General features: G+C 60.6%; 15 protein-coding genes. 2 read left to right on the top strand and 13 right to left on the bottom strand.

Annotation, left to right across the window (positions count from 1 at the left end):
- From BOP96_RS23570 to purL, 3 genes are all read right to left on the bottom strand, one after another.
- Window positions 1-165, bottom strand: a 165-nt coding sequence (locus BOP96_RS23570; protein WP_371925415.1) for a DUF6124 family protein, incomplete at its 3' end; no start/stop codon positions are given.
- Window positions 166-715: 550 nt separating this feature from the next.
- Window positions 716-1,027 (bottom strand): NIF3 1, encoded by a 312-nt coding sequence (locus tag BOP96_RS23575; protein ID WP_014719796.1) that lies wholly within the window; start codon window positions 1,025-1,027, stop codon window positions 716-718.
- 4 nt (window positions 1,028-1,031) lie between these two features.
- Complete coding sequence (gene purL, locus BOP96_RS23580; protein WP_020301368.1) at window positions 1,032-4,928, bottom strand: phosphoribosylformylglycinamidine synthase; 3,897 nt, start codon at window positions 4,926-4,928, stop codon at window positions 1,032-1,034.
- 286 nt (window positions 4,929-5,214) lie between these two features.
- Here purL and mltF point away from each other — a divergent pair, with 286 nt between their 5' ends.
- Window positions 5,215-6,675: a membrane-bound lytic murein transglycosylase MltF gene (mltF, locus tag BOP96_RS23585; protein WP_073454181.1), complete on the top strand. Its 1,461-nt coding sequence runs from the start codon at window positions 5,215-5,217 to the stop codon at window positions 6,673-6,675.
- 136 nt (window positions 6,676-6,811) lie between these two features.
- On the opposite strand, the gene BOP96_RS23590 is transcribed toward mltF, so the two are convergent.
- From BOP96_RS23590 to treP, 5 genes are all read right to left on the bottom strand, one after another.
- Window positions 6,812-7,090, bottom strand: a complete 279-nt coding sequence (locus BOP96_RS23590) for a PTS transporter subunit EIIB (RefSeq protein ID WP_060768040.1) — start codon at window positions 7,088-7,090, stop codon at window positions 6,812-6,814.
- Between the two features lie 2 nt (window positions 7,091-7,092).
- Entirely contained in the window at window positions 7,093-9,627 is a 2,535-nt protein-coding gene (ptsP, locus tag BOP96_RS23595; RefSeq protein WP_073454183.1) for a phosphoenolpyruvate--protein phosphotransferase, read from the bottom strand.
- A 172-nt stretch (window positions 9,628-9,799) separates the two neighbouring features.
- Complete coding sequence (locus BOP96_RS23600) at window positions 9,800-11,020, bottom strand: maltoporin (protein ID WP_019817230.1); 1,221 nt, start codon at window positions 11,018-11,020, stop codon at window positions 9,800-9,802.
- Between the two features lie 165 nt (window positions 11,021-11,185).
- Window positions 11,186-12,832, bottom strand: coding sequence for an alpha,alpha-phosphotrehalase (gene treC / locus BOP96_RS23605; RefSeq protein ID WP_073454185.1), 1,647 nt, complete (start codon window positions 12,830-12,832; stop codon window positions 11,186-11,188).
- A 122-nt stretch (window positions 12,833-12,954) separates the two neighbouring features.
- Window positions 12,955-14,397, bottom strand: coding sequence for a PTS system trehalose-specific EIIBC component (gene treP, locus BOP96_RS23610; RefSeq protein ID WP_014719803.1), 1,443 nt, complete (start codon window positions 14,395-14,397; stop codon window positions 12,955-12,957).
- A gap of 254 nt (window positions 14,398-14,651) precedes the next feature.
- Between treP and treR the strand changes: the two genes are divergently transcribed.
- Window positions 14,652-15,356, top strand: coding sequence for a trehalose operon repressor (gene treR, locus BOP96_RS23615; RefSeq protein ID WP_060768042.1), 705 nt, complete (start codon window positions 14,652-14,654; stop codon window positions 15,354-15,356).
- Window positions 15,357-15,394: 38 nt separating this feature from the next.
- Here the strand turns inward: treR and BOP96_RS23620 are convergent, their stop codons facing one another.
- The 5 genes from BOP96_RS23620 to BOP96_RS23640 form a co-directional block, all read right to left on the bottom strand.
- Window positions 15,395-16,630, bottom strand: coding sequence for a type II toxin-antitoxin system HipA family toxin (locus tag BOP96_RS23620; RefSeq protein ID WP_003193995.1), 1,236 nt, complete (start codon window positions 16,628-16,630; stop codon window positions 15,395-15,397).
- Complete coding sequence (locus BOP96_RS23625; RefSeq protein WP_003193996.1) at window positions 16,623-16,868, bottom strand: helix-turn-helix domain-containing protein; 246 nt, start codon at window positions 16,866-16,868, stop codon at window positions 16,623-16,625. The genes BOP96_RS23620 and BOP96_RS23625 overlap by 8 nt, the downstream gene beginning before the upstream one ends.
- Window positions 16,869-17,055: 187 nt before the next feature.
- Entirely contained in the window at window positions 17,056-18,633 is a 1,578-nt protein-coding gene (guaA, locus tag BOP96_RS23630) for a glutamine-hydrolyzing GMP synthase (protein ID WP_003193997.1), read from the bottom strand.
- A gap of 80 nt (window positions 18,634-18,713) precedes the next feature.
- The gene (gene guaB, locus BOP96_RS23635; protein ID WP_014719807.1) at window positions 18,714-20,183 is read right to left on the bottom strand and encodes an IMP dehydrogenase; all 1,470 of its coding nucleotides are present in this window, start codon (window positions 20,181-20,183) and stop codon (window positions 18,714-18,716) included.
- 104 nt (window positions 20,184-20,287) lie between these two features.
- Entirely contained in the window at window positions 20,288-20,836 is a 549-nt protein-coding gene (locus tag BOP96_RS23640; RefSeq protein ID WP_005791157.1) for a hypothetical protein, read from the bottom strand.
- Window positions 20,837-20,877: the final 41 nt, after the last annotated feature.

Consider the following 20,877-nt stretch of genomic DNA (forward strand, 5'->3'; position numbering starts at 1 on the left):
AAGATCCAGCACCCGATCCACCATCAACTGGATCCCTTCCACCATCCGATGAATCCCCAGCACTGCATCACGCAGGGAGCCGTCGACATCAAAAGCCAGTTGACCCGCCAGTGCCTGCACGGATGCCAGGTCTTGACCGATCGTTCCCACGCTCTGCGTGGGAATGCCGCCTCGGACGCTCTGCGTCCCGCCCTGCGCAAGGGTGACGCTGAGCGTCACAGGATGCATTCCCACGCGGAGCGTGGGAACGATCAGTTAGCCGTGAACTACCAGCATCACTTGCAGATGATGGGTGGCAGCTGTGTGCGGGCCTGCAAGACCGAGAATCACCAGCAAGTCTCGGTAGACCCGAAGGTCTCCCGCACACAGCCGCCATAAATGGCGACCATGAAAAAGCGCCGCAATTATAAAGGCGCTTGTGACTAACTGGTGAGGTTTCGGCGGGCTTGCAGTCCCGGTCGCTGAATTGGCAGCGACTGACGAAGGTTAGTGGTACCCGTTCCGAGGGACAACCTGAAAGGCTTGTCGGAAAGTTCTGAGGCGCCTGCACCGGCGCCATCGCAGGCAAGCCAGCTCCCACAGTGGGTTGATGCATGACAGGACAACACGATCAAACTGTGGGAGCCGGGCTTGCCCGCGATGAGGCCTTCACAGCCAACAAAAAACCCGCTGACCAAACTGGCCCAGCGGGTTTCTTGTTTATGCAGCCAGCCGATCAAAAATCCGCCAACTGCCACACCTCATACGCCGGTGTCTCATACGGGTGACTGAGTTTCAAAGCAGCCACGACAGCCGCAATCAACTCATCCGCCACCACCAGCTCAACCTTCCACTCTTCAACCACTTCAACCTGGCCGACCTGCCCGATAAACGGCTGGCTGCCGTCCAACGCGCGGAATTGGCCCTGGCCCAGCACTTGCCAGGCGCAGCTGTCGTAGTCGCCGATGCGCCCGCCGCCGGCTGCGAAGACGGCGGTTTTTACCGTCTCCACATGGCTGTCGGGTACGAAGAAGGCGAGCTTGTACACGGCCTTAGTTCACCCACACGCGAGCGTTGCGGAACATGCGCATCCAGGCGCCGTCTTCGTTCCACTCTTCCGGGCGCCACGAGTTTTGCACGGCGCGGAACACGCGCTCCGGGTGCGGCATCATGATGGTCACGCGGCCGTCGCGGCTGGTAAGGCCGGTGATCCCGCGCGGCGAGCCGTTCGGGTTGGCCGGGTAGCTCTCGGTGACCTTGCCGTGGTTGTCGACGAAACGCAGGGCCACGGTGCCGGACAGGTCGGCTTCAAGCAGCGCTTCTTCGCTGCTGAATTCGGCGTGGCCTTCACCGTGGGCGATGGCGATTGGCATACGCGAACCGGCCATGCCCTGCAGGAAGATCGAGTTGGACTCCTGCACCTGCACCATGGCGACACGGGCTTCGAACTGCTCGGAACGGTTACGCACAAAGTGCGGCCAGAACTCGCTGCCCGGGATCAGTTCGCTGAGGTTGGACATCATCTGGCAACCGTTGCACACACCCAGGGTGAAGCTGTCGTTGCGTTCGAAGAAGCCCTGGAACGCGTCGCGGGCACGGCTGTTGAACAGGGCCGACTTGGCCCAGCCTTCACCGGCACCCAGCACGTCGCCGTAGGAGAAACCACCGCAGGCCACCAGGCCTTTGAACTCATTGAGGTCAACGCGACCAGCGAGGATATCGCTCATGTGCACGTCGATCGCATTGAAGCCGGCGCGGTCGAACGCCGCCGCCATTTCCACCTGACCGTTGACGCCTTGCTCACGCAGTACGGCAACCTGTGGGCGAATGCCCTTCTTGATGTAAGGCGCTGCGATGTCCTGGTTGACGTCGAAGCTGAGCATGGTGCTCAGGCCCGGGTTGTCTTCTTCCAGGATCACGTCGAATTCCTGCTCGGCGCAGTCGGCGTTGTCGCGCAGACGCTGGATCTGGTAGCTGGTCTCGGCCCACTGGCGTTGCAGCAAACGACGCTGACCGGTAAAGACCGTGTCGCCGTTGAACGAGATATTGACTTCGCCGTTGTTGATCGGCTGGCCAATCACCGCCACGCACTCGGCCAGGCCAGCGGCGCTGAACTGCGCGAGCACATCTGGGGTCGCGTCCTGGCGTACCTGGATCACTGCACCCAATTCTTCGTTGAACAGGATGCCGTTGATTTCGGCAGCATCCTCGGCAACGCTGTCGAGCACGATGTTCAGGCCGCAGTGACCGGCGAAGGCCATTTCGACGACGCTGGTCAGCAAACCACCGTCGGAACGGTCGTGGTAAGCCAACAGGTGGCCGTCGGCGTTCAGGCCCTGGATCACGGCGAAGAAGGCCTTGAGGTCTTCGGCGTCATCGACGTCCGGGGCCTGCTTGCCGAGCTTGCCGTGGGTTTGCGCCAGGATCGAGGCGCCCATGCGGTTCTGGCCACGGCCCAGGTCGATCAGGATCAGGTCGGTGGTGCCCTTGTCCATGCGCAGTTGCGGGGTCAGGGTCTGGCGGATGTCGGTGACCGGCGCGAAACCGGTAACGATCAACGACAGCGGCGACGTGACGCTCTTGTCGGTGCCGTCTTCGTTCCAACGGGTGGCCATGGACATGGAGTCCTTGCCCACCGGAATGGTGATACCCAGTTCCGGGCACAGCTCCATGCCGACGGCTTTAACCGTGTCGTACAGGCGTGCATCTTCACCCGGGTGGCCGGCAGCGGACATCCAGTTGGCCGACAGTTTGATGTCGGACAGCTTGCCGATACGCGAGGCAGCGATGTTGGTGAGGGTTTCACCAATGGCCATGCGGCCCGACGCCGGAGCGTCCAGCAGGGCCAGCGGCGTGCGCTCGCCCATGGCCATGGCTTCACCGGTGTACACGTCGAAGCTGGTGGCGGTGACGGCAACGTCGGCCACCGGCACCTGCCATGGGCCGACCATTTGGTCACGAGCCACCAGGCCGGTGATGGTGCGGTCGCCGATGGTGATCAGGAAGCTTTTGCTCGCCACGGCCGGATGGTGCAGCACACGTTCGATGCTGTTGGCCAGGTCCAGCGTGCTTGGGTCGAAATCATCGCCCAGTTCAGCTTCACGGTTGGCCGAACGGTGCATGCGCGGGGCCTTGCCCAGCAGCACTTCCAACGGCATGTCCACGGGGCTGTTGCCGAAGTGGCTGTCGGTGACGGTCAGTTGCGGCTCGGCAGTGGCTTCGCCGACCACGGCAAACGGGCAACGCTCGCGTTCGCAGATGGCCTGGAAGCGTGCGAAGTCTTCAGGACCGACGGCCAGTACGTAGCGTTCCTGGGATTCGTTACTCCAGATTTCGTGCGGGGCCATGCCCGGCTCGTCGTTTGGAATGTTGCGCAGCTCGAAACGGCCACCACGGTCGCCATCGTTGACCAGTTCCGGGAAGGCGTTGGACAAACCGCCAGCGCCGACGTCGTGGATGAAGCTGATCGGGTTCTTGTCACCCAACTGCCAGCAACGGTCGATGACTTCCTGGCAACGGCGTTCCATCTCAGGGTTTTCGCGCTGTACGGAAGCAAAGTCCAGATCTGCCGAGCTGGTGCCGGTGGCCATGGAAGAGGCCGCACCGCCGCCCAGGCCGATCAGCATCGCCGGGCCGCCGAGCACGATCAGCTTGGAGCCGACCAGAATCTCGCCTTTCTTGACGTGTTCTTCACGGATGTTGCCCATGCCGCCGGCCAACATGATCGGCTTGTGGTAGCCGCGCACTTCATCGCCACGCGGGGTGGTGATGGACTGCTCGAAGGTCCGGAAGTAGCCGGTGAGCGCTGGTCGCCCGAATTCGTTGTTGAACGCGGCGCCGCCCAGCGGGCCTTCGATCATGATGTCCAGCGCCGTGACGATGCGCTCAGGCTTGCCATACGGCACTTCCCACGGCTGTTCAAAGCCCGGGATCTGCAGGTTGGACACGGTGAAACCGGTGAGGCCCGCCTTGGGCTTGGCACCACGGCCGGTGGCGCCTTCGTCACGGATTTCGCCGCCCGAACCGGTGGCTGCGCCCGGGAACGGGGCAATCGCGGTCGGGTGGTTGTGGGTTTCAACCTTCATCAGGATGTGCACCGGCTCCTGCACCGCGCCGTACTGGCGGGTTTCCGGATCCGGGAAGAAGCGACCGGCGACGGAGCCGACGATGACCGAGGCGTTGTCCTTATAAGCCGACAGAACGCCTTCGCTGTGCATCACGTAGGTGTTCTTGATCATGCCGAACAGGCTTTTTTCCTGGCTTTGGCCGTCGATGTCCCAACTGGCGTTGAAGATCTTGTGACGGCAGTGCTCGGAGTTGGCCTGGGCGAACATCATCAGTTCGATGTCGTGGGGGTTGCGCTTCAAGCCGGTGAAGGCGTTGACCAGATAGTCGATCTCGTCTTCGGCCAGGGCCAGGCCCAGTTCGGTGTTGGCCTTCTCGAGGGCGGCGCGGCCACCGCCGAGCACGTCAATCGCGGTGAGCGGCTTGGGTTCGGCATGGCTGAACAGGCCGGCAGCCTGTTCCAGCTGGCCGACGATGATCTGGGTCATGCGGTCGTGCAGGCTGCTGGCGATCAGCTCGGCCTCGGCGTCGCTGAACTGCCCGGCGACGTAGAAGGCGATCCCACGCTCCAGGCGCTGGATTTTGTCCAGGCCGCAGTTGCGGGCGATGTCGCTGGCCTTGCTCGACCAGGGCGAGATGGTGCCGAACCGTGGCAGAACCAGGAACAAGCGGCCAGTCGGCTCTTGAACGGGAACGCTTGGGCCGTACTTCAGAAGGCGTGCCAGCACTTGCTGTTCGTCGGCGGTCAAGACGCCGGTTACGTCGGCGAAGTGAGCAAATTCAGCGTACAGGCCTGTAACAGCTGGAACCTTCTGGCTCAGTTGCTCAAGGAGTTTGCTGTGGCGAAAGGCAGAAAGGGCAGGAGCGCCGCGCAGGATCAACATCTTCGGGACAGCCTCGGGAAGGGGTGTGCTTTGAGGCCGTGCATTCTAGCGTAAACCTTCGCCAACGGCACCCGAAACGCTACCGGTGGCCGCCGCCGAACGTCAGTTGGCACGCTTTGCCTGCGATCACGGCGTGATGCAGGGCATTGGGCGCAGTTATTTTAACCGTCACAATCGCTCGCCAAGCCCCGTTTCTGCGGGCTGCAGCACAGTTTTACGCTGGCTAGCAGACAAGTGCGCCGCTGTCGAGATATGGCGCCGTGAGCCGTTTGCGTATACTGCGCAGATGTTCTTCCCAACTGTTTCGCGCCTGCGATGCGTCAAATGGCTCATCGCCACCTTGCTCTTCCTGATGCTCAGTGCCTGTGTTGATAAACCCAGCACACTGGAGCGAATCAAGGAGGATGGCGTATTGCGGGTGGTCACTCGCAACAGTCCCGCTACGTATTTCCAGGATCGCAACGGTGAGACCGGCTTCGAATACGAACTGGTCAAGCGCTTTGCCGACGACCTGGGGGTGAAGTTGGAAATCGAGACGGCCGACAACCTCGACGACCTGTTCAGCCGGCTGGGCAAACCCAATGGCCCGGTACTCGCCGCCGCCGGCCTGGTGAGCAGCGACCAGCGCCAGCAGCAGGTGCGCTTCTCCCACCCGTACCTTGAAGTCACCCCACAGATTATCTACCGCAACGGCCAATCGCGTCCCACCAATGCCGCCGACCTGGTGGGCAAGAAGATCATGGTGCTCAAGGGCAGCACCCACGCTGAACAACTGGCGGCGCTGAAAAAACAGAACCCGGCGATTGAATACGAAGAATCCGATGCCGTTGAGGTGGTGGATTTGCTGCGCATGGTCGACGAAGGGCAAATCGACCTGACCCTGGTGGACTCCAACGAAGTGGCCATGAACCAGGTGTACTTCCCCAACGTGCGCGTGGCCTTCGACCTCGGCAATGCCAGCAATCAAAGCTGGGCCGTGGCAGCAGGCGACGACAACAGCCTGCTCAACGAGATCAACAGTTACCTGGACAAGGTCGAGAAGAATGGCACCTTGCAACGCCTGAAGGACCGCTACTACGGGCACGTCGATGTACTCGGCTATGTCGGCGCCTATACCTTTGCCCAGCACCTGCAACAGCGCCTGCCCAAGTACGAGAAACACTTTCGCGCCTATGCCAAGGCCGAGAAAGTCGATTGGCGGTTGTTGGCAGCCATTGGTTATCAGGAATCGCTGTGGCAACCCACGGTCACGTCCAAGACCGGCGTGCGCGGTCTGATGATGCTGACCCAGAACACCGCGCAAGCCATGGGCGTGTCCAACCGCCTGGACCCCAAGCAGAGCATCATGGGCGGCGCCAAGTACCTGGCCAGGATCAAGGATGAACTGGATGACAAGATCGCCGAACCCGACCGCACCTGGTTCGCCCTCGCCGCCTACAACGTAGGCACCGGCCACCTGGACGACGCGCGCCTCCTGGCGAAGAAAGAAGGCCTGAACCCGAACAAGTGGCTGGACGTGAAGAAGATGCTGCCACGCCTGTCGCAGAAGCAGTGGTACAGCAAGACCCGCTACGGCTACGCCCGCGGCGGCGAGCCGGTACATTTTGTGGCGAACATCCGGCGTTACTACGACATCCTCACCTGGGTGACCCAGCCGCAGCTGGAAGGTAACCAGGTGGTGGAAGGCAACCTGCATGTGCCGGGCGTGGACAAGACCAAGCCACCGCAAGACAGCCCGCAACTCTGATCACGACAGCCCGCACACAGCAAATCTCTGTGGGAGCCGGGCTTGCCCGCGATGGCGGCCTGACAGTCAAGGTATTCGGCGCCTGACACACCGCTATCGCGGGCAAGCCCGGCTCCCACATTTGATCATCGTCGCCTTATAGGCCGGTGAGCAGGTGGAGCACGCCGCCCGGCAGTACCATCACGGCGGGTATACCCGCGGCCTTCAACGCCGACTCATCCAAACGCCCCGCCTCGCGCAATTGCACGCGCACCCGCGTGAGTGCCACGCGCTGCTGTGACGTCACGTTACCCTCCCCGCCCAATGCACTCACCACATCGGCCGACAACAGGCTCGGCGTCGTCGGCGTGACCGTCTCGGCCACCAAATCAGGCGTCAGGGCTTTCCAGAACGCCCGCTGCAATTTCTCGAACATGCTCAGTGCTCCATGATAGGTGAGGTTTCAACGGTGGCCGCGTGGTACAGGCGCAGGGCCTCGCGCACTTGGTCGGCTTCTTCCAGGCCCAGCACTTGGCGGGCAATGATCTGGCAGTCGTGCAGGTCCAACTCGCGCACGGTGGCCTTGATGGTGGGGATCAGCGGCACGCTGACCGACAGCTCATCCACGCCCAGGCCAATCAACACCGGCACCGCCAGGGTTTCGGATGCCAGCGCACCACATACGCCCACCCACTTGCCGTGGGCATGGGCCGCCTTGACAGTGATGTCGATCAGCCGCAGCACCGCCGGATGAAAACTGTCGGCCTGGCTGGCCAGGCGCGGGTGATCGCGGTCCATGGCCAGGGTGTATTGGGTGAGGTCGTTGGTGCCGATGGAGAAGAAATCCACATGGGGCGCAAACACATCCGCCATCAACGCCGCACTCGGCACTTCGATCATGATGCCCAGCTTGGGGAGTTCACTCAGGCCAAGCGTCTGCGCTTCCTCTTCGAGCATTTTGCGCGCCAGATGCAGCTCCGACAGCAGGCTGACCATTGGCAACATGATATGCAGCCGCGCCAAGCCTGCACTGACAAGAATCGCACGCAACTGTTCACGCAACAGTTCGGGACGTTCCAGGCACAGGCGGATCCCGCGCAGGCCAAGGAATGGGTTGGTCTCGCTTTCCATCGGTACATAGGCCAAGGGTTTATCGCCGCCCACATCCAGGGTACGCACCACCAGATTGCGCTCGGTGCCGAGGGCGCGGGCGATGGCGCTGTAGGTGTCGGCCTGCTCCTCTGCGCTCGGGGCACGGTTGCGTTCCAGGTAGAGGAACTCCGAACGCAGCAGCCCCACGCCTTCAGCGCCCAGGGTCAGTGACTGTTCCACTTCCTGCAATGAGGCGACGTTGGCTGTGACCTCGATGTGGTGACCGTCGCGGGTGACCGCCGCCTGTGAGGCCTGTGCCACTTCACGCTGCAGCCGTAGCTTTTGCTGTTGACGAACCGCCTGCAGTTGCTCGATTTCAGCCAGATTCGGCTCCAGCTGCAGCTCGCCTTTATCGGCATTGAGCAGTACCCGCTTGCCGTTGGCCAAGGCCAATACTTGACTGGGTACACCGCAAAGGGATGGCAGGCCGAGGGCCCGGGCGAGGATGGCCACGTGGCTGGTAGCCCCACCGGCGACCGTGACGAAGCCCAGCACTTTGCTGGTATCCAGGCCGGCGGTTTGTGAGGGGGTCAGTTGTTCGGCGACCAGAATGGCGCACTCCGGCAGCTCCATGGAACGCTCCGGCACCCCCAGGATCAACTTGAGCACGCGCTGGCCGACGTCGGCCAAATCCGCCGCACGCTCAGCCAGCAGCGTTTTACCCAAGCCTTCGAAGAGCCTGGCGGTCGCCACCGTGGCCGTATTCCAGGCAAAGGCCGCGCTCTTGCCTTCGGCCAGCAGGCTATGAGCTTGTTCAAGCAGGGTCGGGTCTTCGAGCAGTTCCTGGTGGGCGCGGAAAATCTCGGCCTGGGCGCTGCCGGCCGCCTTGGCCTGCAACGCTTGCAGCGCCTCGTTTGCCGCCCGCAGGCCACGGGCCAATGCGGTACGTTCGAAGGTTTCTCCCGTACCGGCTTCGGGAATGTCGAGCGTCGGTTCAGCCACTTGGACCACCTGGCCGAACGCCGAGCCCGGCGACGCACAGACGCCTCGCAACACGGACGCCGAAGACGCCGGCGCAGCGGGCTTGCTGATTTTCTCGACGGCTACCGGCAGCGTCTCGCCACAGCCGTCGAGCAACAACGCCACCAGCGCCTGGATCGCCGCCTCGGCATCTTCCCCCGCCGCGCTCACTTGCACGCTGTCGCCCTGGAAGGTCTGCAGCGCCATGATCGCCACAAGCGACTTGGCATTCGCGCTCAGGGTTTGCTTGTGCAGAAATATGCTTGAACTGAACCCCTTCGCCGCCTGAGCAAACACCGCCGCAGGGCGGGCGTGCAAGCCGCTGGCGTTGGGCAGGGTTACTGGCTTGGAGAACAGCGCATTGCCCTCCTCCTCGTCCACCTCTGCGGGTATCTGCCCCGGTGAGACCTGCAACAGTGGCTGGCCGGACTCGACCAGCGCTTGACCGGCCACCAATGGCACAAACGGCTCGCCGCTCACAATGAGCATCAAGGTCAGCAGGCTGCGTGCATTGAGCGCCACATAATCGGCATCGAACTCGATCAGCGGCTGCCCGGCCTCCACCCGCTGGCCCTCCTCGACCAGCCGGGTGAAGCCATGGCCCGCCAGGTTCACGGTGTCCAGGCCAATATGCAGCAGCACCTGCACTCCGTTTTCGGCGGTGACACTGACGGCGTGGCCGCTGTCCTGAATATTGCTGATCACCCCGGCCAACGGCGCGCAGAGGGTCTGCGAGGTAGGGTCGATGCACAGGCCATCGCCAATCACGCGGCCGGAAAATACCGGGTCGGGGACCTGATCCAGCGCCAGCAAAACCCCGGACAAGGGTGCCAGCAGTTCCAGGGGTTGAGATGTGGTCATGACTTCACCTGTTTGTGTTGTTCTTTAAAAATCATTGAGCCGATGCAAGGTTGAGGATGACGAAGATCAAAGGTGGGAGCGGGCTTGCTCGCGAAAAGCGGTGTATCAGGCGACACATTCATTGACTGACCTACTGCATTCGCGAGCAAGCCCGCTTCCACACAAGCGCGGATTACTTCCACCAATATTCGACCTGCACACCGACGTTCGACCCATGCCGCGCCGTGCCATAGGCGCCGGTGTCGGACAAAGCCGAGCCCGCCGCCAGCTCATTGGCCGCACGCTTGGCCGCTTTATTCCAGGACGCATAGGTGTAATACAGCCGTACTTCCGGCCGCGCCCAGAACTCAGGGCCTTTGGGCGACCAGGTCGGGGCGAAGGTAAATTTGCTCAATTTGCGCGTACCGCCGGTGGCCTCGACCTGATCGTGCCCCAGCTCAGTAACCAGTTTGAATTGCTCGCTGAGCGCATACGCCGGGCGTACACCCAGGGACATCCAGTTCTGATCCTGACGCCCAGGGCGCACATCTTTCTGGTACACCGCCTCGACTTGCCCGCCGAAACGCGGAGTCACTTGCCAATCAAAGAACTCCACGGCGCGGTAACTTTTGCTACTTTTGTCCAACGTGGTATTGCCGGTGTAACCCAGACCGGTGCCGGGGCCTTCGCCGTACTGCAGGGCAAACTTGTTCTTGCCACCCAGGAAGGCCGCTTGTACATGCTGCGCCGTCAGCGCCCAGCCACTGTTGGTGTCACGGCCACCGGCCTTGGCGATGTAGCTCAAGCCAAGTTCCAGTTCGCCACCGGGGTTGGTCTTGAAACCGGCGACGTTGAAGTCGTGACGGGTGGCGTACTCCTTCTGGTACAGGTTGTCCTTGCGCGACAGGGCGTAGCTGTATTTCAAGCCGCCGATCAACACGTCCTCGATCCCACCACCGGTGGCGCTCTGGTTCCAGTAGTAGAAGTCGGAAATATGGATGTCGTTACGTTTGTAGTAACGCCGCCCGGCCCACAGCGAACCGCCATTGAGACTGGGCAGGTTGGACCATTGCGCATACATCTGCGGCATGCGCGCCGAGCCGTTGTTTTCACCCTGGAACTTCAGGGCGCGGTCGTACCGGTTGTAGAGGGACGCCATGGCATCGACGCTGAACACAGAACCGTCGTCGAGGGTCAGCAAATCCTGACGCAGTTCCAGCTCGGCGTACTGCTCGCATTCGTTACCCAGGCGGTATTTGGTTTGCGCACCCGGCAGTTGGAAACATTGCTGCTTGCCGCTGCCCGTTGACGTGCCCACGCCGCTGCGCAAATACCCGGCAAACTCCAGGGCTTGCGCGCCAAAAGGCACCGTGAGGCAGGAGGCAATAAGGCCCAGCTTTATTGTTGTTTTCATGAAACGCTCCTTTTATTTTTATTGTTTTTTCTTACTGTCTTGCATGACGCGATCCCTGTAGGAGCGAGCTTGCTCGCGAAAAACTTCCTGCCTCCACGCAACACCTGGAGGGGCGCGTTTTCGTTGACGATCTTCGCGAGCAAGCTCGCTCCTGCAGGGGGTGTTTCAATCAGTCAGGTGCAGCACGAAGGATTCATAAGGACGTAACAGCACAGTGCTCGTGCGCAGGGGGCAGTCGGGGTAGTTGCTGATCAACAGGCGTTGCTCGCTCTCGGCGTTGATCACGCTTTCTGGCAGCTGGATCTCGCATGGCGATCCATAGAAGTTGTTGAGTACCAACAGGCGCTCGCCGTGGCCTTCACGCAGGTACGCCCAGACCTGGAGATGGTCTTGCAGCATCGGGCGGTAAACGCCTTGCTGTATCAGCGGTTCGCGACGGCGCAGATCGATCAGCCTGCGGTAGTGATGCAGCACCGAATCCGTGTCATCCACCTGGCTTGCGACGTTGATCTGCGCAGCATTCGCGGGAATGCCGATCCAGGGTTCACCGCGGCTGAACCCCGCGTTCGCTTCGGTGCTCCACTGCATGGGCGTACGCCCGTTATCGCGGGACTTCTGCATGATCGCCGCCATGCTCGAGGCTTCGGACTCTCCCGCGTCGCGCTTGAGGCGGAAGATGTTCAGGGTTTCCACATCGCGGTATTGCGAGATGCTGTCGAAGCCTGGATTGGTCATACCCAACTCTTCGCCCTGATACACATACGGCGTGCCCTGCAGAAAGTGCAGCGCCGTGGCGAGCATCTTGGCCGAGACCACGCGGTATTGGCCGTCGTCACCAAAGCGCGAGACCACCCGTGGCTGGTCGTGGTTACACCAGAACAACGCGTTCCAGCCGCCGCCGGCCTGCATGCCCATCTGCCAGTCGGAGAAAATCTGCTTGAGTTGCAGGAAGTCGAAGTCAGCCTTCACCCACTTTTGCAGGTTGGGGTAATCGACTTTCAGGTGGTGGAAGTTGAAGGTCATCGACAGTTCTTTAGACGCTGGATTCGAGTAGCGAATGCAGTGTTCCAGGCGGGTGGATGACATCTCGCCCACGTTGATGAGGTCATGGCCTTCAAAGACTTCACGGTGCATTTGCTGCAAGTATTGGTGCACGTTCGGGCCGTCGGTGTAGAAGCGGCGGCCGTCGCTGTTGTCCTCGGGGAAGTCGGCGGGCTTGGAGATCAGGTTGATCACATCCAGGCGGAAGCCGCCCACGCCTTTGTCGCGCCAGAAGCGCATCATCTTGAACACTTCGGCGCGCACCTGGGGGTTGTCCCAATTGAGGTCGGCCTGTGTATGGTCGAACAGATGCAGGTAGTACTGGCCAGTCTGCGCTTCGTACTCCCAGGCCGAGCCGCCGAACTTGGATTCCCAGTTGTTCGGCTGGTCGCGCCAGATGTAGAAGTCACGATAGGGATTGTCGAGGCTGCTGCGCGCCTGCTGGAACCATTCGTGTTCGATGGAGGTGTGGTTGACCACGATATCGAGCATCAGCTTGATACCACGCTTGGCGGCTTCGCTGATCAGCAGGTCGCAGTCGGCCATAGTGCCGTAGCTGGGGTCGATGGCGTAGTAGTCGCTGATGTCGTAGCCGTTGTCGCGCTGGGGCGAGCGCAGGAACGGGGTAACCCACAGGCAATCCACGCCCAGCCATTTGAGGTAGTCGAGTTTGTCCACGATGCCCAACAGGTCACCGGTGGCGTTACCCGCGTGGCTGTGGAAGCTTTTGGGGTAGATCTGGTAGATCACCGAGTGTTGCCAGGTTTGCATGGTGGGTTCCTTCAGTAGAGTTGGGTGCTGGCCCTTCTGGCCTCATCGCAGGCAAGCCAGCTCCCACACTTGAATGTGTTCACACATCACTGTGGGAGCTGGCTTGCCTGCGATAGCGATCTTCAGGCGACCCGGTAACCAGGCCGAACGATCTTCATGCTCAACATGCACGTCAGCGCAAACGGCACGACCATCGCCACGACCATGCCGATCACGAACATCGGAATCGCGCTCGGCACGATCGAGATAAACCCGGGCAACCCACCGACGCCGATGGCCGAGGCCTGCACCTTGTTCAACGACAGAAAAATGCTGCCCAGCGCCGAGCCCAGCAGCGCGGCATAGAACGGAAATTTGAAGCGCAGGTTCACGCCGAACATCGCCGGCTCCGTGATGCCGAAGTAAGCGGAAATCGCCGAGGTCGAGGCCATGCTTTTGTCCCGCGCGTTGCGGGTCATGTAGAACACCCCGAGGGCGGCGCTGCCCTGGGCCAGGTTGGACATGACGATCATCGGCCAGATAAAGGTGCCGCCCTGAGTGGAGATCAACTGCAGGTCGACGGCGAGGAACATGTGGTGCATGCCGGTGATCACCAGCGGCGCATAGAGCAGGCCGAAAATCGCGCCGCCGATCATCGGGGCGATCTCGAACAGGGTCACCAAACCTTCGGTGATCAGGATGCCAAGGTGACGGGTCACCGGGCCGATAATCGCCAGGGCCAGCACGCCGGTGACGACGATAGTGGTGATCGGCACCACCAGCAGTTGAATGGCATTCGGCACCCGCGCCCGCAGCCACTTTTCGATCACGCTCATGACAAAGGCCGCCATCAGGATCGGCAGGATCTGCCCCTGGTAACCGACTTTCTCGATCTGGAACCAGCCGAAGATATCGAAGTACGGCAGGCTCTGGCCGTCGAGGCCGGCAACCGCCTTGCCGTAGTTCCAGGCGTTGAGCAGGTCCGGGTGCACCAGCATCAGGCCCAGCACGATGCCGAGGATTTCACTGCCGCCGAACCGCTTGGCCGCCGACCAGCCCACCAGTGCCGGCAGGAACACGAAGGAGGTGTTGGCCATCAGGTTGATCAGGCTCCACAGACCATCCAGGTTCGGGTAGGCCTCCAGCAGCGTCTTGCCTTCGATGAACATGCCCTTGGCGCCCATCAGGTTGTTCACGCCCATCAACAGGCCGGCAATGATCAGCGCGGGCAGGATCGGCATGAACACATCGGAGAACACCCGCACCAGACGCTGCATGGGGTTGGTCTTGTCGCCGCCGGCTTTCTTGACGTCGGCAATGGTCGACGCGGCCAGGCCGGTCAGCTCGCGCAGGGCGGCGTAGACCTTTTCCACTTCGCCGGGGCCGATCACCACCTGGAACAGGCCACCGGTAAAGAACGAGCCCTTGACCAGATCGACCTGGTTCAGGGCACTGCTGTTGACCAGGCTGGGGTCCTTGAGCGCCAGGCGCAGGCGGGTCACGCAATGGGCGGCCTGCTCAAGGTTTTCGCGGCCCCCGAGGTTGTCGAGAATCTCGCGGGCAATCGTTGAATAGTCGTGGCTCATGCTCGTTTTCCACTGTGATTGTTTTTATGGGTGGCAGTCGTTGGCAGCACGCCGAGGAGGGAAAAGTACTCGTCTGTACGAGTTAAATCAACAACTCGTCTGTACGAGTTACACTTTTGTTTATGCCTGCGAGCTTTCTGTCAGATTTTTCCCCGGCTCGCACCGCTGTCCAATGGACAAACCCCACCTCTGCCACTATGGTTCCTGCCTTGAACGCGCAGTCCACCTTCATAACGCCGGGCAAGAGCCATCCCATGAGCAAATACAACCAGATCTATACGGATCTGCTTGCCAGCATCACCACCGAGCGCCTGCAACGCGGTACGCGCCTTCCCTCCGAAACCGAACTGATGGACGCCTACCAGGCCAGCCGTGGCACCGTACGGCGCGCCATCGAGCAGTTGCAGGAACGTGGCTTTGCGCAAAAGATCCACGGCAAGGGCACCTTTGTGTTATCGCCCAACCCGATCGAGTTCCAACTGGGCGGCATCGTCAGCTTCCACGAAACGCATGCTGACCTGGGCGATGACGTACGTACTGACGTGGTCGAGTTCACCCAGATCCCACTGGAAGGCTCACTGCTGCAGCACATCGAGGCCGAGCCCGGCACCCTCATTACGCGCATCAAGCGGGTACGCCGCATCGGTGGCAAACGGGTGATCCTGGACATCAACCACTTCATCAGTGACCTGATTCCCGGCCTGGATCACGACATCGCCGAGCAGTCGATCTACGCGTTTATCGAGCAAACGCTGCAGCTGCAGATCAGCTATGCGCAGCGCACCATCGAAGCCTTGCCGCGCAGCAAGGACGACCAGGCGCATCTGGATCTGGATGGGCAAAGCCATGTGATTGTGGTGAGTAACCAGACGTTCTTGCAGGATGGAAGGCAGTTCGAGTACACCGAGTCGCGGCATACGTTGGATAAGTTTTATTTTTCGGATGTGGCACGGCGCTAAACCCGGCTGCTCCCTGGGGCTCGCTTAAACCCGGCCCCTCACGACACCGAGATACTCCTGGCCAAGCCTGCTGCCCATGCGCCGGCCATCTTTTCCCCCACGGCTTCGAACTCCGGGTGGGTACTTCGATACTCGGATAGCTCCGCCATGGCGCGACTCATGCCATCGTCCACTCTGGCGAGCAATTCGTTACAGCGCGCCTGCGTCAAACTGCACGAACTGCGCCCGAACTGCACAAGCATCTTGCGCTTTGGCCACGCCTTCGAACCGCCAAGCAACAGCCCCATGATGTCGTTGCCGGCGTAGACCGTAGTGGTCACCAGGTCATAAACGGGGGCAAGCCAGACATCGGCATCCTCGGCGCAGTTTTCATAAAGCAAGCCGAAGTTTTTCAGGTGTGCATCACCGTTCTGAATACCGGCCGAGAGCGCCACCATTATGAAAAAGTCTTCAAGAGCCCTGGCTACCCGGCTTGGCGTGACAAATGACCTGATCAGTTTTGCGCACCCTTGATAGCTGCCGTCATATTTTTTCCCGGTTCCCCATCCCGATAGAACACACATATCCTCAAATCCGAGGTAGGCGTTTTCACCGATGTCGAACCGCTTCACTACCAGAAACTTCCCGTTATGACTGAGCTGGACCTCAGGCACCTCAAGACCACAATGGTATGCGGCACGCATGCAGAAAAATTCATTGGCCGCCAACTGAGGAACGTCCGACTCATTGAACGCCTTTACCAAATGCGTGGCGCCCTTGTGGGTAAGACGTTCAATATCAGCAGCCATATCGCCAACATCGCGAACCAGCACTTTCGGCTGAACGCCCGACACCCCTGAATAAGCGGCGTAGGTTTTCAGAAGCTCATCGAACAGGTCTTCAGCCCCGTCGTACACCAGCAGGTCAGCCAGCTTGACCCCAGGCAACGACGCATCACCCGCTTGATGGGCAACGCTGATACGACCCAATTGGTGCGGACCTACGATGCCCAATAAAGCAAAGTCATCAAAACCGCGCACCGATTTGCTGAAACGCCGTACGAGTTCGGCCTTGAGATGCCCTTCAGGAATGTGCATCTCAAACAACGGGTGAATGCCGTACTCCCAGTTGTAGCTTTCCAGGCGCACCGGCATGGTCAAGGACACTGCTTGCTCTTGGGCCACCGTGTCGTTATACGAAAAAATCGAGTCACGCTGATTTTCATTACGTCGCCCGAGCGTTCCAGCAGGCACACCGTTGGTGCCGATGTACAACCGATCACGTTGGCTAGTCATGGACACCTCCTGCCTTCAATTCGTCGAGAGTCATGCGTCGAGGATTGGGGGTGGCGGTCAATTCGTATCCCAAGCCTTCAAGAATCGCTGCGACCTTGCGAATACCTATTTCAGGGATGGTATTGTTTTCGATCCCCGAGATGGTGGCGCGACTCATGCCGTGCCGCTGTGCTAGCTGACTTTGCGAAAGGCCTGCGGACTTTCGCAGGGTTTTGATCAGAATTCCTAGATCCTCCATCTATATCGCATCCTATACAATGCAAAACCTCATAAATTACAATTTTGCATAATATACAATGCATTTTGTATTGAACAGCTTCCTTGATGTACAGAGGATGAGTTCTTCTAACCTACTCGCCTAACATGCAAAAACCCCGGCACATGGCCGGGGTTCTGTTATTCAGTCCTCACCTGCTATCGCAGGATCATTCCCACTCAATCGTCGCCGGCGGCTTGCTCGACACGTCATAAGTAACGCGCGAAATACCTTCGATCTCATTGATAATCCGGCCGCTGACCGTCTCCAGCAGTTCGTAAGGCAGGTGTGCCCAACGCGCTGTCATGAAGTCGATGGTCTCTACGGCGCGCAGCGCAACAACCCATGCGTAACGACGGCCATCGCCTACAACGCCAACCGATTTCACCGGCTGGAACACCACGAACGCCTGGCTGACCTTGTGGTACCAGTCGGCCTTGCGCAGTTCTTCGATGAAGATGTGGTCGGCGCGACGCAGCAGGTCGGCGTATTCCTTCTTCACTTCACCCAGGATACGCACGCCCAGGCCCGGCCCTGGGAATGGGTGGCGGTAGACCATGTCGTACGGCAGGCCCAGTTCCAGGCCCAGACGGCGGACTTCGTCCTTGAACAGTTCGCGCAGCGGTTCTACCAGCTTGAGGTTCATTTCCTCAGGCAGGCCACCCACGTTGTGGTGGGACTTGATCACGTGGGCCTTGCCGCTCTTGGCGCCGGCCGACTCGATCACGTCGGGGTAGATGGTGCCCTGGGCGAGGTACTTGATGTTGTCCAGTTTGGTGGACTCGGCATCGAATACGTCGATGAAGGTACGACCGATGATCTTGCGCTTCTTCTCCGGGTCGGACTCGCCGGCTAGGTTGTTGAGGAACTGGTCCTCAGCGTTGGCGCGGATCACCTTGACGCCCATGTTCTCGGCGAACATGGCCATCACTTGCTCACCTTCGTGCAGGCGCAGCAGGCCGTTGTCGACAAATACGCAGGTCAGCTGGTCGCCGATGGCCTTGTGCAGCAAGGCCGCCACAACCGAGGAGTCAACGCCGCCGGACAGGCCGAGCAGCACGTTGTCGGTACCGACCTGGGCGCGCACTTGGGCGATGGCGTCTTCAGCGATTTTAGACGGGGTCCACAGGGCTTCACACTCGCAAATGTCGAGGATGAAACGCGACAGGATGCGCCCGCCTTGCTTGGTGTGGGTCACTTCCGGGTGGAACTGCACGCCGTAGTAGCGACGCTCGTCGCTGAACATGCCAGCGATCGGGCAGCTCGGGGTGCTGGCCAGGATGTGGAAGTCTTCCGGCATTTTGGTGACCTTGTCACCGTGGCTCATCCACACGTCGAGGCCGAACAGGCCGTCGGCGTCGATGTGGTCTTCGATGCCGTCCAGCAGGCGGCTCTTGCCGACCACGTCTACACGGGCATAACCGAATTCACGCAACTCGGAACCTTCAACCTTGCCGCCCAGTTGCTCGGCCATGGTCTGCATGCCGTAGCAGATGCCGAACACCGGCACACCCAGGTCGAATACCGCCTGCGGGCAGCGCGGGCTGTTGGCTTCGTGAACGGACTCGGGGCCACCGGCGAGAATGACGCCTTTGGGTGCGAATTCGCGGATCGCTTCATCGTCCATGTCGAACGGGTGCAGTTCGCAGTACACGCCGATTTCACGCACGCGGCGGGCGATCAGTTGGGTGTACTGGGAACCGAAGTCGAGGATCAGGATGCGGTGGGCGTGAATGTCGAGGGCCATGAAGTCAGTCTCGTCTAATGAATCAGAAACAACTCGGGGCTGAAGAACAGCCCCGGTTACTTAACATTTTGCTGGAAGGCTCAACCTACACGGTAGTTTGGCGCTTCCTTGGTGATCTGCACGTCGTGGACATGGGATTCAGCCATGCCGGCGCCGGTGATCCGCACGAACTCTGGCTTGGTGCGCATTTCTTCGATGTCGGCACTGCCGGTGTAGCCCATCGAGGAACGCAGGCCGCCCATCAGTTGATGGATGATCGCGCTCAGGGTGCCTTTGTATGGCACACGGCCTTCGATGCCTTCCGGTACGAGCTTCTCGGCGCCTGCCGAGGAGTCCTGGAAGTAACGGTCGGAAGAACCTTGCGCCTGGGACATGGCGCCCAGCGAACCCATGCCACGGTAAGCCTTGTACGAACGACCCTGGAACAGTTCGATCTCGCCCGGCGCTTCTTCGGTACCTGCGAACATCGAGCCCATCATCACGCAGGAGGCACCGGCGACGATGGCCTTGGACAGGTCACCGGAGAACCGGATGCCACCGTCGGCGATCAAGGGTACGCCCGTGCCTTCAAGGGCGGCGGCGACGTTGGCGATGGCGCTGATCTGCGGCACGCCCACACCGGCAACGATGCGCGTGGTGCAGATGGAACCTGGGCCGATACCGACCTTGACTGCGTCGGCGCCCGCTTCGGCCAGGGCCTTGGCGGCAGCGCCGGTGGCGATGTTGCCGCCGATCACCTGCACGTCAGGGAAGTTCTGCTTGACCCAACGCACGCGGTCAATCACGCCTTTGGAGTGGCCGTGGGCGGTGTCGACCACTACCACGTCAACACCGGCGGCGACCAGGGCCGAGACCCGATCACCAGTGTCTTTACCGGTACCGACGGCAGCGCCAACACGCAAACGACCTTGGTCATCCTTGCTGGCCAGCGGGTAAGCCTTGGCTTTTTCGATGTCGTTGACGGTCATCATGCCTTTGAGGGCGAATTTGTCGTCGACGATCAGCACGCGCTCGATGCGGTGCTTGTGCAGCAGTTCGCGCACATCGTTCTTGTCGGCGCCTTCCTTGACGGTGACGAGGCGCTCTTTAGGCGTCATCACTTCACGGACGGTGACTTCAAGGCGGTTCTCGAAACGCACGTCACGGGAAGTGACGATGCCGACCAGGTCGCCATCGTGCAGCACCGGGACGCCGGAGATGTTGTGCATACGCGTGAGTTCGAACAGGTCACGCACGGTGGCGTCAGCTTCGATGGTGATCGGATCTTTCACCACGCCGGCTTCGTAACGCTTGACCTTGCGCACTTCGGCAGCTTGCTGCTCGATGGTCATGTTCTTGTGGATGATGCCGATGCCGCCTTCCTGAGCCATGGCAATGGCCAGACGGGCTTCGGTGACGGTGTCCATGGCAGCGGAAACCAGGGGAATATTCAGCTCGATGCCACGGGTTAGGCGGGTCTTGAGACTGACTTCGTTAGGAAGCACCTCGGAATAACCGGGCACTAGGAGAATGTCGTCGAATGTCAGAGCTTCTTGGCTGATACGCAGCATCGCGGGGGCTCCCGAGCGGGAAAATGGAAGCGCGCCATTATATACATGCACCCTGCCCGGCTCAATGTAAAACTCTGACAAACTTGGTAATACTGATAGATGGATTAAAGCTCGACTTTGACCCAGCTCATTTTCTGGTCCAACCAATCGGCAAATTCGTCGATAAAGCTCTGCTTGAACCCCGCCTCCGCCCAGTTGTTGAAGATGAACCCCAGGTTGGAAAACCCGCATTCCTGCAGGAACAGAAAACCGTTGATGTCATCTTCATGCCCACACAGCGGGCAGGTGAAGTTGTCGGTGTGGCCAGGCATCCAGTCTTCCAGGCTTTCGAACAGCGCCTCACCAACTTCCTTCAGGCATTCCGGGCAACCGGCTTCTTCAAGAAACCCCTTGGCCGGGGTATAGATGCAACGCTTGTAGATGATCTCCAGGCCATTGACCGGCTCGTTGAACGGCAGCGCCTCGGGGTGCAGCACCACGGCGCGGGCGCCATCGGCCAGGGCGTAGCCCATGCGGTTGCCGGTACGCCCGCAAGTGGTGAGTTCTTCCTTGATGATGTTCTTGCGCACCAGCCAGCGCACAATCGCCCGGGCGCGGGGTTCGTGGACGGGCAAGGTGGAGATTTTCGGGACAAGGATGCTTTGGGAGTTCATGGGAGTCCTGCGGTGTGGCTATTGGCGCCATCGCGGGCAAG

The organism is Pseudomonas sp. FSL W5-0203 (assembly GCF_001896155.1).
Taxonomy (GTDB): Bacteria; Pseudomonadota; Gammaproteobacteria; order Pseudomonadales; family Pseudomonadaceae; genus Aquipseudomonas; species Aquipseudomonas paracarnis.

What these genes read in the sequence shown, in the direction of transcription:
- guaA (WP_003193997.1), bottom strand. Translation starts at nt 18,633, where the DNA reads ATGGCCCTCGACATTCACGCCCACCGCATCCTGATCCTCGACTTCGGT.
- BOP96_RS23590 (WP_060768040.1), bottom strand. Translation starts at nt 7,090, where the DNA reads ATGTTCGAGAAATTGCAGCGGGCGTTCTGGAAAGCCCTGACGCCTGAT.
- ptsP (WP_073454183.1), bottom strand. Translation starts at nt 9,627, where the DNA reads ATGACCACATCTCAACCCCTGGAACTGCTGGCACCCTTGTCCGGGGTT.
- BOP96_RS23600 (WP_019817230.1), bottom strand. Translation starts at nt 11,020, where the DNA reads ATGAAAACAACAATAAAGCTGGGCCTTATTGCCTCCTGCCTCACGGTG.
- purL (WP_020301368.1), bottom strand. Translation starts at nt 4,928, where the DNA reads ATGTTGATCCTGCGCGGCGCTCCTGCCCTTTCTGCCTTTCGCCACAGC.
- treR (WP_060768042.1), top strand. Translation starts at nt 14,652, where the DNA reads ATGAGCAAATACAACCAGATCTATACGGATCTGCTTGCCAGCATCACC.
- BOP96_RS23620 (WP_003193995.1), bottom strand. Translation starts at nt 16,630, where the DNA reads ATGACTAGCCAACGTGATCGGTTGTACATCGGCACCAACGGTGTGCCT.
- guaB (WP_014719807.1), bottom strand. Translation starts at nt 20,183, where the DNA reads ATGCTGCGTATCAGCCAAGAAGCTCTGACATTCGACGACATTCTCCTA.
- BOP96_RS23625 (WP_003193996.1), bottom strand. Translation starts at nt 16,868, where the DNA reads ATGGAGGATCTAGGAATTCTGATCAAAACCCTGCGAAAGTCCGCAGGC.
- BOP96_RS23640 (WP_005791157.1), bottom strand. Translation starts at nt 20,836, where the DNA reads ATGAACTCCCAAAGCATCCTTGTCCCGAAAATCTCCACCTTGCCCGTC.
- mltF (WP_073454181.1), top strand. Translation starts at nt 5,215, where the DNA reads ATGTTCTTCCCAACTGTTTCGCGCCTGCGATGCGTCAAATGGCTCATC.
- treC (WP_073454185.1), bottom strand. Translation starts at nt 12,832, where the DNA reads ATGCAAACCTGGCAACACTCGGTGATCTACCAGATCTACCCCAAAAGC.
- treP (WP_014719803.1), bottom strand. Translation starts at nt 14,397, where the DNA reads ATGAGCCACGACTATTCAACGATTGCCCGCGAGATTCTCGACAACCTC.